The following is a 14844-nucleotide window of genomic DNA, read 5'->3' as shown; positions in this document are numbered from 1 at the left end:
ATAATTTTAGGTATTTAAATATAACTTTCTATTTTTGCTAGAAATGATAATTTTACAAAGATAGCAATAATGACAAAAATTAAACGAATAGCAATAATAACTACGCATTCATTTGGTTATATTGACTTTTTAGTTGAAAAGCTTTATGCAGCGCAGAATGTTGATTTGACTTATGTTAATATTGATGCTATTCCATTTTCTTATAAAAATATTTTCTCTAGACTTATTAATTTTTTTTTGAAATTGATCAGTTTTCCTAGTTTAAAAGAAAAAAACAAGACAAATTATATAAAAAAAGTAATTCAAAATGGAGATTTATTTGATCAGATTTTAATTATTAGACCTGATAAATTGGAGCGTAAAGCGTTATTGTTGTTAAGAGATAATGCAATTCAAATGAGCTGTTTTTTGTTTGATGGTATTGAAAATTTTAAAGATCAAAAAAAGACATTATCTTTTTTTGATACGGTTTATAGTTATGACAAAAAAGATGTTGAGAAATATAATTTTCAATTTTTGACTAATTATATTTACGATGATCAAATTGAAACTAAAAAAATAACTAATCTAGTATTTAATATATCTTCATTTGATGAAAGATTTCCGTTTTTAGTAAAGCTTGCTAATTATTTTTCACAGGAGCGAATTTCTTTTCGTTTTATAGTAAAGAAAGATAGGTTTTTTAAACATAAGAGTATTGAAATTTCGGATAGATATCTACTAATAAGTGAAGTTAAAAATATAATTGCAAGCAGTTTAGTATTAGTAGATATCCAGCAGAAGAATCAGGACGGGTTAACTTTCCGTATTTTTGAGGCCTTAGGTTATAAGAAAAAATTAATTACTAATAATCAGGATATTGTTACTTATGATTTTTATAATCCAAATAATATTTTTGTCATTTCAGAAAGTAATTATGAAGTACCTTCTAGTTTTTTTGAAACAGATTTTGTAGCAATTGATAGCGATATTCTTAGTAAATACAAATTAGACAATTGGATTTTTGAAGTTTTTAAAGTCAATACCGTGGAGAATAATTAATTGTTTAATTTTTAAGTACTTTTTAAGCACTTTTTTTATTTTTTTATTTAATATTAAGACTATTTTTACTGATAAAATAATCATTAATGAAATTAATCCATTTTACTACGTCAAATGTTTGGCGAGGTCATGAGCAAATGATTGTTGATTTATATGAATCATTCAGGGATAATAACTTTGTCGAGAATCAATTAATTATATGTCCTGTTAATTCTGAATTGTATAAAGTTGCCGTAGAAAGAAATTTGCAGGTTCAAAATTTTGATTTTAAATCAGAATATGATTTAAAATTCGCAAAGAAATTTAAAGAAATTGTTGGCTCATATAATGCAAATGTTGTAATTATTCATAATAGTAAAGCGCATACGATAAGTGTTCTGTCATCTGTTTTTTTTGGTTTAAAAATTCCTTTAGTTTTATGTAGAACTTTAATTAAAAATATTGGAACTAATTTTTTCAGGAAATACAAATACAATTACAAAGGAATTAGAAAAATTGTATGTGTATCTGATGCCGTAGTTGAAATCCTCAAACCTTCTATAAAAAATCATGATTCTATGACTGTTATAGGAAGTGTTGTTGATACGGATAGGTTTATTAATAATAAAAAAAATGGATTCCTGCATAGAGAATTTAATATTCCATCAGACTATAAAATTATTGGTAATGTTTCTGCTTTTTGTAAAGTGAAAGATCATTACACTTGGATTGATACTGTAGAAGAGTTATATAAAAGAGGATTGAAAGCAAAATATATTTTGATAGGAGAAGGATCTTTAGAAGCGGAGATTAAGACTTATGTTAAATCCAAAGGATTAGAGAATGAAGTTATTTTTGCCGGATTTAGAGCAGATGTACATAAATGCCTTCCAGAATTAGATTTATTTTTGTTCACATCAAAATGTGAAGCTACAGGAGGAGTTGTCCTCGAAAGTTATGCATGTAGAGTTCCTGTAGTTGCTGCAAAAGCTGGTGGAATCCCTACGGTCTTAATAGATAATGAGACTGGTTTATTAGCAGAAGCGGGAAATCCAATTGATTTTGCCAATAAAGTCGAAATTTTAATTAATAACAATACTATGCGAAATAAATTTATAAACAATGGCTTTGAATTTTTGATGACGACTTCTACACGCTTTATAATTGGCGCAAAATTTTTAGATGTTTTAAATGAAGTAATTAATAATAATTTGATTTAATTGAGTTTAAAAATTTATACCATGATTTATTTAATAATTATATTATTTTCAATTTTATTTATTTTTTTGATTGTTCTGAATATTCAATTTAAATTGTTTTATTTTCCATCAAAAAAAATCAGAATTTTAGAATATCACTCCATCTCTATAAATGGTTTTGAAGATCAAATAACAATTAGTAAAGAGAAAATAATTGAACAATTTGAATATTTAAAAAATAACAATTATACGACTCTTTGGATGTCAGAAATTGATGAATTGACAAACAAGAAACAGGATTTGCCTGCAAAAACTGTTGTTCTTACGTTTGACGATGGTTTTTTAGATAATTATACCGAGTTATACCCTTTGCTGCAACAATACAACTTTAAAGCAGTTTGCTTTATGGTTTTAGGTAGAATAGGACAAGATGTTGATTGGAACGGAAAATATGTCAATGAGAATATGAAGTTGATGAATAAACAACAATTATTGGAAATAGGGTCTCATATTGAGTTAGGATATCATACTTTTAAACATGATAATTATGCAAATTTAACGTTAGATGAGATTGAAAAAGATCTGCAATTATGTCAAGAAATTATCAAAAAAGAAGAATTAAATGTTTTTCCTGCTTTGGCATATACTTTTGGGGGGTATTATCGTAAAAAAGGAGTTAATCAGAAGCTGTTTTTTGATTTATTGAAAAAGTATGGTATTAAATACGGGCTTCGAATAGGCAATAGAATCAACATTTTCCCTTTGAAAAATATTTATGAAGTACAACGTATTGATATTAGAGGAACTGATTCGATGAAAGATTTTAAAAAGAAAGTGATTTTTGGAAGAAAAAAAATATTTTAAAATATTAATTAGCAAAAATGTTTCAACGTTTTTCAATAGATTTTATTTTTTTGTGGAATAAAATTTTTAGAAAAGACACTTCTCATAGACTTTTAAATAATCTGCTGCTGCAACTTTCCAATTAAAACTTGCGGCTCTTTCTTTCATTAATGATTCCATCAGATCTTGATTGTTGTAGAAATGGTTTAAACCTTCAAATAGTATGGTTTTCATGTATTCAGGGTCAAAATTATCCCAATAATAAGAATGTTCTCCACCTATTTCCGGTAAGGATGTTTTATTGGATAAGAAAATGGGTTTGCCAAAATGCATCGCTTCTATTGGCGGAAGCCCAAAACCTTCGCGAATTGAAGGGAAAAGAAAAGCATGACATTTTGATAAATAATATTGTTTTGCAATATCGTCCACTTTTCCAGTAAGAAAAACGCGATTTTGTAGGTTGTTTTCCGTGATGAATTTTGCTATTTCGATTCCATACGATTTATGGTTGTTTCCAGATATAATCAAATTGAAATCAGGGATGTGAATCATCATTTTTACTATAGACAAGAAATTTTTTCGTTCTAAAAAATCACCTATAGAGTATAAAAAAGGCTTGTCTAAAGTGATTTCAGAAATAAATTCAGAAGTGTCTAAAATGGTAGTAATAGGATTTCCATTGTGAATCACATATTCAGGAACATTGGGTACATTAAAATATTGATGGGTTTGTTTTTTTGCAAATTCGGATATGTAAGTAATCGCTGTAGCTTTTTCTAATTTTGCAAGAAAGAGTTTGTTTGCTTTATGATTCATATCAGATGAGATTTCCTCCACAAAATTTACATCATGTACGGTAAGTAAATATTTATTGATGTGAAATGGCTCCACTTTTGTGTTTTGATTGACAGAATGCCATAAGTCATACTTTTTCCGCGTTCTAAAAAGACTGTGACGCGATAAATTGGTGTATTTATGATAGCTAAATTTTTTTCCAAATTCTTTCTCAAGAATTTCTGGGTTTTTAGCATTTAGAGTTAACTCTAAATCATTAAATTCTAATTGATATAAACCTTTAATTAGCTCGTAATTAAAAGTTCCTAATCCAGTTGCCTTATTCTTAAGGTTATGCGTTTCTAAAAATACAGTTTTTGACATAAATAGCATTGTAATGAAGTAAATGTAAACCTTAAATTGGATAAATAAAATGCAATAACTACTTTTGTTTACACTTATAATGTATTGATGCAAATAAATATTCACTCTCATTTTCTAAAAAGCAAGTCAAATTTATTGGCAATGATTGAAAATTTTAATTCAAATGGAGTTCTTTTTGGCGATGGAAACCGAAATAAAATAAAACTATTTGATTTAGAAGAAAAAACGATTAACATCAAATCGTTCAAAATTCCTCACGTCATTAATCAAATAGCGTATAAATATTTTAGAAAATCTAAAGCCAGACGTTCATATGAATTTGCCAATAGATTACTGGAAAATGGAATTGGAACGCCACAACCTATTGCTTATGCTGAAAATTTCAAATTTTCAGGATTAGAAAATAGTTATTATATCAGTGAGCACCTTGAAGCGGAGTTAACTTTTAGAGAATTAGTGCTAGATCCAGATTATCCAGATCACGAAAATATATTGAGACAGTTTACTCAGTTTACTTTCGATTTGCATGAAAAAGGAATCGAATTTCTAGATCATTCACCAGGAAACACTTTGATTAAAAAGGGGCTTCAAAATCAATATGAATTTTTCTTGGTGGATTTGAACCGCATGAATTTTCATGATGTTATGGATTTTGATGCTCGCATGAAAAATTTTCATAGGCTTACGCCAAAAATTGAAATGTTGGCTGTAATGAGCAAAGAGTACGCAAAACTTTACAACAAGGACTACGACGAAGTTTTTAGTAAAATGTGTTTTTATACCAATGATTTTCAGATGAAATTTCATAGAAAAATCGCCCGAAAAAAGAAACTGCTATTTTGGAGATAAGGGTTGTTTTTTATTCCAAAGCTGATTTAATTCCTTGTATCTAATATGAATGCAATACGCGTTCAGATAACAAATGATCACTCCTTTTTTCCCATCAAGAAAACCCAAACGAACAAAATAATTGTATAAGAAATTATAGGTTGGATGCAGAAGGTGGAGTAAATAGTGCGATTTTTGTTTTTTGATAAACTTCTCTTGAGCCTTAAATTTTCCGTAACGAATTATTTTCGATTTATAGGATTCATAATTAGCATAGGAATAATGGATAAGTTTGTTTTTTAGGATGCCAATTTTTCCATCTACTTTTAATTTCTCATGAATCAGTCTTTCAGAAGTATATTCTGCATGATTTTTATGGAAAAGCCTAAATATTTTATCACTTTGATTTCCGCTGAAATGCAATACTTTGTTCTCAAACATAAAAGTTCTCGGAAATAAAAAAGAAGCGTATGTTAGGTTGTTTTTTACAGTAACTAAAATTTCATTTTTTAATTCAGGAGTTAATCTTTCGTCAGCGTCCAGAAATAAAACCCAATCATTTTTGGCCTGTGAAATAGCAAAGTTTCTTTGAGAAGAATAATTTTCAAACGTATTTTGAATGAATTTTACATTTTCGAATGATTTACAAATAACCTCAGTATTATCGGTACTAAATGAATCTACAACAATAATTTCGTCAGCAAAATCCAAATCAGCCAAAAGAGCTTTCATTTGATTTTCCTCGTTTAATGTGATTATTAAAACTGAAATTTTAGTGTTGTGATTGTATTTCATTAATTTTTAGCTCTTTTACAAAAATATAGCATTATTTCAAATGTGTTTCTAAAAAAGCATTTAATGCAGGGAAAATCAACTCAGGAGTAAATTCCTTGTAGAATAAAACAGTTTCTTTTTTTATTATTTTAGCCGTTTTACCTTCAAATAAATTTGGTTTGAACTCTCTTAAATGTAGCGAAACATGATTAATTCCATCTTCAAAAGTAGCCCATCCTTTTTTATCAATCCAAGGTGAGAAAATTATGAATGAAGGTTTTTCTAATGCTTTTGCCATATTTATTGCTCCGCCATCGTTGCCAATTATCATATCACAATGATTCATTATGGCAATAAACTCTCGGATGTTTTTTCCTAAAATAGAGAAATGAATCTTTTGTTTGGTGTTTTCTTTACAACCATTGTAGATTTTTTTGGCATCTTCAATTTGCTTTGGAAAATAATTAAAAAGAATATTCGCATCATCTTTATCTGCAATGAAATCTACTAATTGCGACATGTATTCCAGCGGATAGGTTTTGTCATCACTACTGCCAATTATACTCAGCATAATCGTTTTTTTGGATTGGTCTATTCCATAAGATTTGAAAAGTGATGTAGCAAAATCATTCTCTTCTTTTTTGACATAAATTCTGGGAAATGTTTCTAATTCAATATCCAGATGTAAAGGATTTAGTAATGCTAATCGTTGCTCAATTATTAGACCTAAATTGGTATCGGATGTTTTTTGTCTTTTTATAGTATCTGTATAAAGGAAGTCTCTTCCTTTTTTCCAATACGAAATTTTTTGTTTTGCGCCTGAAAATAATACAACAAGCCAACTTTCTAATTTAGAATACGCATCAATAACAATGTCATATTTTTCAGCTCGAATGGATTTCAATAATTTAAAATATTCCCATTTGCTTTTTTGATGTTTTTCGTTGAAAAGAATGAGATTATCAAAACTTGTATTCCCTTGTAAAACAGCGATTGTTGATTCGTAAACCATGTAATCAATTTGCGCTTTTGGATAGGCTTTACGCAAATTGTTGCATAATATGGAGCTTACTAAAACGTCTCCAATCATTTTTTGTTGAATTACGAGTATTTTCATTCGAAGTAAATTTGAAAAAATTATGCTTTTGTTTTCAAGTAATTCATCGCGCGAGGACTAATCCAGGTTTGTTTTTGTATCGCATTAAAATAATAAATGAATAGATTTTTTAGCATCAACCGATTCACTTTTAATTTTGGAATAAAAAATAAAAACAGGCTTAAAAACGACAATATTATTTTCTCACTAAGAACTCCTAAAATCAATAAACTATGAAAATTAAGTTGTATTCCTGTTGGAAATTGATTGCTGATATAAACGTGTTTAGAAATAATCACTTCCGTTTTTGTGAGTGCTTTTGTTTTTACATTGAGTCGGGATGCACCACCATGTTGATGAAATATGGTTGCTTTTCGAGTAACGGCAACTATTCCTCCGTTATCAGCTATTTTTTTACAAAGATCAACATCTTCAAAATACAACCAGTAATCTTCGTTCCAGCCTTTAATTTTGTTAAACCATTCTCGGCTTATGAAAATGACTGCTCCGGTAACCCAATCTGGGTAAAACAAATCATCAGTGTCGTTAAAACGTTTTTCCAGTTTTGTTTTATTCAGTTTTCTGAAAAAAGATCTTGAGATTCCAAAAAATCGCCCTAAAGCCGGAAATAAATTATTCTGTTTGTAAAAAACATGGTTTTCATTTATTTGCAAACAGGATAAAATCCCAATTTCAGGATGTGAAACAGCTGTTTGTAAAAGAGTTTCCAGGGCTTCAATAGTAAGTTTTGTATCTGGATTTAAAAAAAGGAAATGGTTTCCCGTAGCAATGTTTGCACCAAAGTTGCAACCATTTGAGAAACCATTATTACCAGAATTTTCTATAAATGTAAACTTGGAATATTTTTGTTTAAAAACAGGAAATTGTCCGTCATTAGAAAAATTATCAACAATGATAACTTCGAATGAGAATGTTTTTGAACTAATTGCATCAATAGATTCTAAACATTCGTCTAAGGCTTTCCAACCACGGTAATTGACAATAATTATTGAAATATCCAATAGGTCTTTTTATAAAGATTTTTAAACGAAAACGGATTATACCGCTACGTCATATTCGCGTAAAGCATTGTTCAATGATGTTTTTAAATCAGTTGAAGGTTTACGGGTTCCAATGATTAAAGCGCAAGGTACTTGGAACTCACCAGCAGCGAATTTTTTAGTATAACTTCCAGGAATTACAACAGAACGAGCAGGAACGTATCCTTTCATTTCAACTGGAGTATCTCCTGTAACATCAATAATTTTTGTAGAGGCAGTCAAACAAACATTGGCACCAAGAACTGCTTCTTTACCAACATGAACACCTTCAACAACTATACAACGAGAACCAACAAAAGCACCGTCTTCAATAATTACCGGAGCAGCTTGTAATGGTTCAAGAACACCACCAATTCCTACACCACCACTTAAATGTACGTTTTTACCAATCTGAGCACAGCTTCCTACAGTAGCCCAAGTATCAACCATAGTTCCTTCGTCTACATAAGCACCAATATTTACATAACTTGGCATTAAGATAACACCGCTAGAAATGTAAGCACCGTAACGCGCCACAGCATTAGGAACTACACGAATTCCTTTTTCTGCATAGCCTCTTTTCAATAACATTTTATCATGGTATTCGAAAATTCCAGATTCCCATGTTTCCATTTTTTGAATAGGGAAGTACATCACTACCGCTTTCTTAACCCATTCATTTACTTGCCATCCCTCTCCAACTGGCTCAGCAACACGTAATTTTCCTGTGTCTAATAATTCAATAACTGCTCTGATCGCATCAGTTGTTGTTGTTTCTTGTAACAAAGCGCGGTTTTCCCAAGCTTGTTCTATAATAGTTTGTAATGGATTCATTTTAATTAGATTTTTGACAAAGATATGTTTTTTACCGAAAAAGCAAAAAGGTTAATTGATTTGAAAATGTTATAGATTTAACTTGCTTTGTGTTTAATGTTTTTTAAATGTTGTAAATTTGGATGATAAATGAAAATCATGGGAATATGAAAGATAATTTCTCCAAACAAGCTTCCGAATATTCAAAATTTAGACCGCAATATCCAGATAAATTGATTGATTATTTGGTTTCATTTGTCAAAAATAAATCGGTCGCACTTGATATAGCAACAGGAAATGGGCAAGTGGCACAGAAACTTTCTAGATTTTTTGAAACGGTTTATGCAATTGATATTAGTCAGAATCAACTTGATAATGCGATTCCTTCGGATAATATAATTTATAAAGTAGCAGCAGCCGAAAATACCTTTTTTAAAAATCAAGAATTTGACTTGATAACTGTGGCACAAGCGGTTCATTGGTTTGATTTTGATTCGTTTTATAAAGAAATCTACAGAATATTAAAACCAGACGGAATCTTTGCTGTATTAGGTTATGGATTGTTTTCTACCAATGAAGATTCTGATGCAATAATTCAAAAATTTTATTATAATATAGTTGGTCCGTATTGGGATACCGAGCGAAAATACTTGGATGAAAATTATAAAACGATTCCATTTCCATTTGATGAAATTGTTACACAATCTTTCGTAAATCATTTTGCATGGACTTTTGAAGAACTTATTGGTTATCTGGAAACATGGTCGGCAACACAACATTATATTTCGAAAAACAATAAAAATCCTTTGGACTTGATTTATGATGAGTTGAAAATTTCTTGGCAAAAAAATGATAAGAAAGTGGCTTTTCCATTGTTGCTAAGAATCGGAAAATTAAAATAGTTACCTTTGAAAAAAAAATAACAAATGCCAAGAATTCTCGCTATAGATTACGGACAGAAACGTACAGGAATCGCTGTTACCGATGAAATGCAAATCATTGCTTCAGGTTTAACTACAATTCCATCTGCAACAGCTATTGCTTTTTTGAAGGATTATTTTGCCAAAGAAAAAGTAGAAGCAGTGCTTATTGGTGAACCCAAACAAATGAATGGTGAACCTTCAGAAAGCGCTTCTATCATTAAAGGTTTTGTAACGCATTTTACGAATCATTTTCCGGATATGAAAGTCATTCGGGTAGATGAACGGTTTACATCAAAAATGGCATTTCAAACGATGATTGATAGTGGACTCAATAAAAAACAACGTCAAAATAAAGCACTGATTGATGAGATTTCTGCAACGATAATGCTTCAGGATTATTTGACTCGAAAAATATTTTAAAAGCGTTGTTTTGAAGGCAGTAAAATGACTACAATGTTTTCGTGATTTCCTACTTTTTAACAATTATTTGTTATAATTTTTATGGTTTTATGAAGTATCTTTGCGCTTTAAAATTTTGTTATGCCTGATACAACCATTCGTTCAAATAGTGATGTAGTTCTTATAGGAGCTGGAATAATGAGCGCCACACTTGGCTTAATCCTAAAAGAATTACAACCGGATATTAAAATTGAAATTTACGAAAGATTAGATATTGCTGCTGCTGAAAGTTCTGATGCATGGAATAATGCAGGAACAGGGCATTCTGCTTTTTGTGAGCTTAATTATACTCCTGAAAGTGAAGATGGCAGTATCAGTCCTAAAAAAGCAATCAGTATTGCGGAATCTTTCGAAGTTTCTCGTCAATTTTGGGCTTATTTAGTCCAACAGAAAAAAGTTTCATCTCCTGAAAATTTTATAAAAAGCATTCCACACATGAGTTTTGTTTGGGGTGATAAAAATGTGGAGTATCTTAAAAAAAGATATGAAGCATTACATGCGAATCCGCTTTTTAAAGAAATGCTTTTTAGTACTGATTTTTCTCAGTTAAAGGAATGGATGCCTTTGGTTATGGAAGGTAGAAAGGATACAGATCAAGTTGCTGCAACTTCAATGGCAATTGGGACAGATGTGAATTTTGGAGAATTAACCAGAAACATGTTCAATTATTTAACGCAATTGGATGGTGTTACCATGCATTTTCATCACGAAGTTCAAAAATTGAAACAACGTGAAGATAAATCGTGGAGAATAAAAATTACAGATTTGGCTACAGGCCAAAAAAGAAAAGCATATACTAAATTTGTTTTTATAGGAGCTGGTGGTGGTTCATTACCATTGTTAGAAAAAGCAGATGTTCCGGAAGGAAAAGGTTTTGGAGGTTTTCCAGTGAGCGGACAATGGCTCAAATGTACTAATCCTGAAGTGATTGCAAAACATCAAGCTAAAGTTTATGGTAAAGCCAGTGTTGGTGCGCCACCCATGTCTGTACCACATATTGATTCCCGAATGATAAATGGAGAAAAAGCATTGCTTTTTGGGCCTTTTGCAGGTTTTTCTACTCGATTTTTAAAAAATGGATCCTATTCAGATTTACCATTATCTATAAAGCCAGACAATATCATTCCGATGATTGCTGCTGGTATTAAGAATATTCCACTTACAAAATATTTGATTGAACAAGTACGTCAATCACCAAAAGATAGAATTAATGCATTACGAGAATATGTTCCTGGTGCAAGATCTAAAGACTGGAAATTAGAAAGAGCTGGTCAACGCGTACAAGTTATCAAGAAAGACGAAAAAGAAGGAGGAATACTTGAATTTGGTACTGAAGTAATCACAACTGCTGACGGTTCATTATCAGTTTTACTTGGTGCTTCACCGGGTGCTTCAACTGCAGTTTCGATTATGATAGATTTAATAGGAAGATGTTTCAAAGAAGAAATTGGAACACCGGAATGGCAGGAAAAATTAAAAAAAATGATTCCGTCTTATGGGCAGGCTTTGAATACAAATCCAACTTTGTTAGCCGAAATAAGAAAAGATACTGCTGAAATTCTAAAACTGAATAATTAGTATTTCATAATAAAATAAAAGTGCTGGTTTTTAGATGTTTAATCTAATTCCAGCGCTTTTTTATTTTAAGATTGCATTAATTCTTTTGTTGTCTTTACTATGTTTTCGGATAAATTAGTCAACCAGATTAATTGTTCTATAACCAATTGTGCTTCCTGCATTTTCAATTGAAACGCTTCTTCATCAATAGGAATTCCTGCTTTTAATTCTTTTTCTCTAATATTTTTTAACTCGGTAAAACGCATGGCTAAATCTTCTTTTGGAAGGCTTTCTTTTATATCTAAATCATTTTCTTTCAAAAGCGCAATAGCATTATCGAGGTTTTTAATTACGGTATCAACCACAACATTAAATGCCTCAGAAGCTGATGTCGTTTTGTGCGATTGAATGTAAGTTCCTAAGGAAGCTGAAGAGGAAAGTAGAGAATGATTGAGTATGGCCAGTTTATATACTTGTGGCAGTTGTTTTTGTTTTGATTTAGGTTCTTGAATCATTCTTTGAAAAGAGGCCATTAAATTACCTATTTCTATAAAAGCATTCTTTCTGGCTAATCGGTAGGAAGTAGAAATAGTTCCCTTTTTATTATAAAAAATGGAGATTTCCTTCAGGTAATTTTCATTTGCTTTTATGGATTTTTCCAAATAAATGGGAATATTTAAAAACTCCCATGAAGGCCATAAAAAGTGATTGGCAAAAAAAGCTAATGCTGCCCCAACAATAGTATCCAGAATTCTATATTGAATCACATCACTAATATTTGGAGTCAGTATTCCATAAATAAAAACAATATACATCGTCACAAATGTTGCGCTGACTTTATAATTTGTTTGTGTAAAGGAAAATCCTAAAAGCATGCAAAGAATAGAAAAAACGCTGATGATAATACTATTGTGTATGAATGTAAGAACTCCAAATGCAATTAATCCTCCTAAAATAGTACCGAAAATTCGATGAAAAGATCGTTGCTTGGTTAAGCCATATCCTGGTCGCATGATTACGATGATAGTCAACAAAATCCAATATACGTTGTGAAAAGGCAGTACATTACCAATGATAAAACCAATTAGAATGGTGATGGTCAATCGTAGTGAATGTCTAAAAATAGTAGAAGAGAAACTAAGATTTTCAATCAGCGTACTCAAAGGATAATATTGCGGTGTTAGAAATTTTTCTAAGTCTTTGTCCTTTCCTTTAAAATCCAATGAATTGATAGCCAAGGTAAATGCGCGTTCTACAATTTTTATTTTTTCAACTTGTTTTTCGGCATATTGAAGCATAGTTGTCAGCATAAAAACACCTTCGGAAGCGGCAATTTTTCCTAAGTCATTTTCGTATTCTGTGATTGCAAGTTGTAAAGCATTTAAATCACCAAGTAAATTATGTTTAGAAACATATTTAGTTCGGTTTTGTACACTTTTATATACCTGTTTTAAACTTGTGGCAAGATTATAAGCCAGGCTCTGGTATGTTAGTAACACCTTTGGATGATCGTCAAATTTTTGATGTAACTTATCATGGTCGAAAGAAGTAGATAAGGCAAGTTCCAGAATTTCTATCAATGAAATAAAAACAATAAGCATCTTGCGGTTTTGATTGGAAGAACCGGAAGTAGTATGACTACTGATTAGCACCTCTCTAATGTTTTGTCGAATGGTATTCAATTCAACCTGAAGGTGTAATTGTTTTTCAATAATTGCTTTTTTGTCAGCATTAATGGTCCATAAATCCCCTCTTAGTTTTAAATACTTAGCCGTTAGTTTGATGCATTCAGCAATTTCTAATTCGATATAACGATGAGGACTTACATAATGAAAAATAAGGGATATTAGAAGGTAAAATAAACCACCTACAAGAATTAATCCTGAATATTCAATCATTTCCCAGCTGGTATGCAAATGTGCAAATGCCAATGAAACGGCAAGTAACGCCGAGAAAGAAACCGCTGTGGCTCTTTTTTCATATACAGAAAGCATGGATATCAAGAAAATCAAAAGTGCTAAAAATGGATAAAAAATCCAAGAATAGGGATGCATGATATTCACTAACAAATTGAGACCGGCAACTAGAAAAGCAGTAACCAGAACACCATTGATTTTATGTTTTAAACTACTTGGAATGTCACTTGGATAGGTGAAAAAAGCTCCTAGTGCTATAGTAAAACCCATTTCAAAATTACCAAGAAAAGAAAACAATAAAACAGGAATGACTGCCGCTATCGTTACCTTTAAGGCATTATTGAAATAAGTACTGTCTGTAAATTTTCGGATTCTGTAAATCATATAATTGTATTACTAACAAAGGTAAGAATTGTACGAATTATTCAAAGGATAAAGAGATGTGTTTTGAACTTAATTGTAAAAAAACACTAATTATCAATGGAGGATTATTCATTGTCTATTTTTTTACTATTTTTGCAGACTGAATTAAATGGAGACATATTCAGATTTACAGTAGATAATACTTAATATAACAATAATGATTTTACCAATTATAGGATATGGTGATCCTGTTTTAAGAAAAGTAGGAGAAGTTCTTACACCAGAACATCCAAACTTGAAAGAAACGATTGCCAATATGTACGAGACGATGTATAACGCCTATGGTGTGGGACTTGCTGCACCGCAAGTAGGATTGGCAGTTCGCTTATTTGTAATCGATACGACTCCTTTTAGTGATGATGAAGATTTAGAAGATGCTAAACAACAGGAATTGAAAGGATTCAAAAAAACTTTTATCAATGCAAAAATGATAAAAGAAGAAGGTACAGAATGGAGCTTTAATGAAGGATGTTTAAGTATTCCTGATGTTCGTGAAGATGTGTATCGAAATCCAACCATAACTATTGAATATTGTGAAGAGGATTTTGTAATGAAAACAGAAGTTTTTGACGGATTAATCGCCAGAGTAATCCAACATGAATACGATCATATTGAAGGGATTTTGTTTACGGATAAAATTTCGTCCTTGAAAAAACGTTTGATTCAAAAAAAGCTTAAAAACATCTTAGAAGGCAAAACTTTCCAAGAGTATCGAATGAAATTTTTTGGTAAAAAAGGAAGATAAATTCCCATTTATAGCCTTATCTTGGTATAATTTTTGGTTTTAAATGAAAA

At 30.7% G+C, this 14844-nt stretch carries 14 protein-coding genes; 8 read left to right on the top strand and 6 right to left on the bottom strand.

Features of this window, described 5'->3' with window-relative positions; genetic code table 11:
* Window positions 1-69 precede the first annotated feature (69 nt).
* The 3 genes from ACM55H_RS04130 to ACM55H_RS04120 all read left to right on the top strand — a co-directional run bounded on the left by ACM55H_RS04130 (window position 70) and on the right by ACM55H_RS04120 (window position 3083).
* On the top strand, window positions 70-1041 hold the full coding sequence (locus ACM55H_RS04130; protein WP_416835297.1) for a WaaS/CpsH family glycosyltransferase: 972 nt from the start codon (window positions 70-72) through the stop codon (window positions 1039-1041).
* A gap of 86 nt (window positions 1042-1127) precedes the next feature.
* Window positions 1128-2240: a glycosyltransferase gene (locus ACM55H_RS04125; RefSeq protein WP_416835296.1), complete on the top strand. Its 1113-nt coding sequence runs from the start codon at window positions 1128-1130 to the stop codon at window positions 2238-2240.
* 21 nt (window positions 2241-2261) lie between these two features.
* The gene (locus ACM55H_RS04120) at window positions 2262-3083 is read left to right on the top strand and encodes a polysaccharide deacetylase family protein (protein WP_416835295.1); all 822 of its coding nucleotides are present in this window, start codon (window positions 2262-2264) and stop codon (window positions 3081-3083) included.
* A 66-nt stretch (window positions 3084-3149) separates the two neighbouring features.
* Here ACM55H_RS04120 and ACM55H_RS04115 read toward each other — a convergent pair whose 3' ends face one another.
* Window positions 3150-4220 (bottom strand): glycosyltransferase family 4 protein, encoded by a 1071-nt coding sequence (locus ACM55H_RS04115; protein ID WP_416835294.1) that lies wholly within the window; start codon window positions 4218-4220, stop codon window positions 3150-3152.
* A 141-nt stretch (window positions 4221-4361) separates the two neighbouring features.
* On the opposite strand from ACM55H_RS04115, the gene ACM55H_RS04110 reads away from it, so the two are divergent.
* Window positions 4362-5069, top strand: coding sequence for a lipopolysaccharide kinase InaA family protein (locus tag ACM55H_RS04110; protein WP_416835293.1), 708 nt, complete (start codon window positions 4362-4364; stop codon window positions 5067-5069).
* On the opposite strand, the gene ACM55H_RS04105 is transcribed toward ACM55H_RS04110, so the two are convergent.
* Genes ACM55H_RS04105 through ACM55H_RS04090 form a run of 4 tightly spaced genes read right to left on the bottom strand, consistent with a single transcriptional unit; the run spans window position 5055 to window position 8792 of the window.
* The gene (locus ACM55H_RS04105; protein ID WP_416835292.1) at window positions 5055-5843 is read right to left on the bottom strand and encodes a glycosyltransferase family 2 protein; all 789 of its coding nucleotides are present in this window, start codon (window positions 5841-5843) and stop codon (window positions 5055-5057) included. The genes ACM55H_RS04110 and ACM55H_RS04105 overlap by 15 nt on opposite strands.
* A 31-nt stretch (window positions 5844-5874) precedes the next feature.
* Complete coding sequence (locus tag ACM55H_RS04100) at window positions 5875-6939, bottom strand: glycosyltransferase family 9 protein (protein ID WP_416835291.1); 1065 nt, start codon at window positions 6937-6939, stop codon at window positions 5875-5877.
* Between the two features lie 20 nt (window positions 6940-6959).
* Window positions 6960-7940, bottom strand: coding sequence for a glycosyltransferase family 2 protein (locus ACM55H_RS04095; RefSeq protein WP_416835290.1), 981 nt, complete (start codon window positions 7938-7940; stop codon window positions 6960-6962).
* A gap of 36 nt (window positions 7941-7976) precedes the next feature.
* Window positions 7977-8792: a 2,3,4,5-tetrahydropyridine-2,6-dicarboxylate N-succinyltransferase gene (locus ACM55H_RS04090; protein ID WP_039109614.1), complete on the bottom strand. Its 816-nt coding sequence runs from the start codon at window positions 8790-8792 to the stop codon at window positions 7977-7979.
* Window positions 8793-8938: 146 nt separating this feature from the next.
* Here ACM55H_RS04090 and ACM55H_RS04085 point away from each other — a divergent pair, with 146 nt between their 5' ends.
* The 3 genes from ACM55H_RS04085 to ACM55H_RS04075 all read left to right on the top strand — a co-directional run bounded on the left by ACM55H_RS04085 (window position 8939) and on the right by ACM55H_RS04075 (window position 11731).
* A complete protein-coding gene (locus ACM55H_RS04085; protein WP_416835289.1) occupies window positions 8939-9673 on the top strand; it encodes a class I SAM-dependent methyltransferase in 735 nt (244 codons plus the stop codon).
* A 24-nt stretch (window positions 9674-9697) separates the two neighbouring features.
* Window positions 9698-10114, top strand: coding sequence for a Holliday junction resolvase RuvX (gene ruvX / locus ACM55H_RS04080; RefSeq protein WP_416835288.1), 417 nt, complete (start codon window positions 9698-9700; stop codon window positions 10112-10114).
* Window positions 10115-10234: 120 nt separating this feature from the next.
* Window positions 10235-11731: a malate:quinone oxidoreductase gene (locus tag ACM55H_RS04075; protein ID WP_416835287.1), complete on the top strand. Its 1497-nt coding sequence runs from the start codon at window positions 10235-10237 to the stop codon at window positions 11729-11731.
* A gap of 65 nt (window positions 11732-11796) precedes the next feature.
* Here the strand turns inward: ACM55H_RS04075 and ACM55H_RS04070 are convergent, their stop codons facing one another.
* Window positions 11797-14010 (bottom strand): FUSC family protein, encoded by a 2214-nt coding sequence (locus tag ACM55H_RS04070; protein ID WP_416835286.1) that lies wholly within the window; start codon window positions 14008-14010, stop codon window positions 11797-11799.
* Window positions 14011-14206: 196 nt separating this feature from the next.
* Between ACM55H_RS04070 and def the strand changes: the two genes are divergently transcribed.
* Window positions 14207-14794: a peptide deformylase gene (gene def / locus ACM55H_RS04065; protein WP_039109618.1), complete on the top strand. Its 588-nt coding sequence runs from the start codon at window positions 14207-14209 to the stop codon at window positions 14792-14794.
* The last annotated feature ends 50 nt before the right edge of the window (window positions 14795-14844 follow it).

Source organism: Flavobacterium cryoconiti, assembly GCF_048158645.1.
In the GTDB taxonomy this organism is placed as follows: domain Bacteria; phylum Bacteroidota; class Bacteroidia; order Flavobacteriales; family Flavobacteriaceae; genus Flavobacterium; species Flavobacterium cryoconiti.
This window is presented reverse-complemented; position numbering and strand designations above follow the sequence as displayed.

What these genes read in the sequence shown, in the direction of transcription:
- ACM55H_RS04120 (WP_416835295.1), top strand. Translation starts at nt 2,262, where the DNA reads ATGATTTATTTAATAATTATATTATTTTCAATTTTATTTATTTTTTTG.
- ACM55H_RS04130 (WP_416835297.1), top strand. Translation starts at nt 70, where the DNA reads ATGACAAAAATTAAACGAATAGCAATAATAACTACGCATTCATTTGGT.
- ACM55H_RS04090 (WP_039109614.1), bottom strand. Translation starts at nt 8,792, where the DNA reads ATGAATCCATTACAAACTATTATAGAACAAGCTTGGGAAAACCGCGCT.
- ACM55H_RS04110 (WP_416835293.1), top strand. Translation starts at nt 4,362, where the DNA reads ATGATTGAAAATTTTAATTCAAATGGAGTTCTTTTTGGCGATGGAAAC.
- ACM55H_RS04070 (WP_416835286.1), bottom strand. Translation starts at nt 14,010, where the DNA reads ATGATTTACAGAATCCGAAAATTTACAGACAGTACTTATTTCAATAAT.
- ACM55H_RS04085 (WP_416835289.1), top strand. Translation starts at nt 8,939, where the DNA reads ATGAAAGATAATTTCTCCAAACAAGCTTCCGAATATTCAAAATTTAGA.
- ACM55H_RS04125 (WP_416835296.1), top strand. Translation starts at nt 1,128, where the DNA reads ATGAAATTAATCCATTTTACTACGTCAAATGTTTGGCGAGGTCATGAG.
- ACM55H_RS04075 (WP_416835287.1), top strand. Translation starts at nt 10,235, where the DNA reads ATGCCTGATACAACCATTCGTTCAAATAGTGATGTAGTTCTTATAGGA.
- ruvX (WP_416835288.1), top strand. Translation starts at nt 9,698, where the DNA reads ATGCCAAGAATTCTCGCTATAGATTACGGACAGAAACGTACAGGAATC.
- ACM55H_RS04100 (WP_416835291.1), bottom strand. Translation starts at nt 6,939, where the DNA reads ATGAAAATACTCGTAATTCAACAAAAAATGATTGGAGACGTTTTAGTA.
- def (WP_039109618.1), top strand. Translation starts at nt 14,207, where the DNA reads ATGATTTTACCAATTATAGGATATGGTGATCCTGTTTTAAGAAAAGTA.
- ACM55H_RS04105 (WP_416835292.1), bottom strand. Translation starts at nt 5,843, where the DNA reads ATGAAATACAATCACAACACTAAAATTTCAGTTTTAATAATCACATTA.
- ACM55H_RS04115 (WP_416835294.1), bottom strand. Translation starts at nt 4,220, where the DNA reads ATGTCAAAAACTGTATTTTTAGAAACGCATAACCTTAAGAATAAGGCA.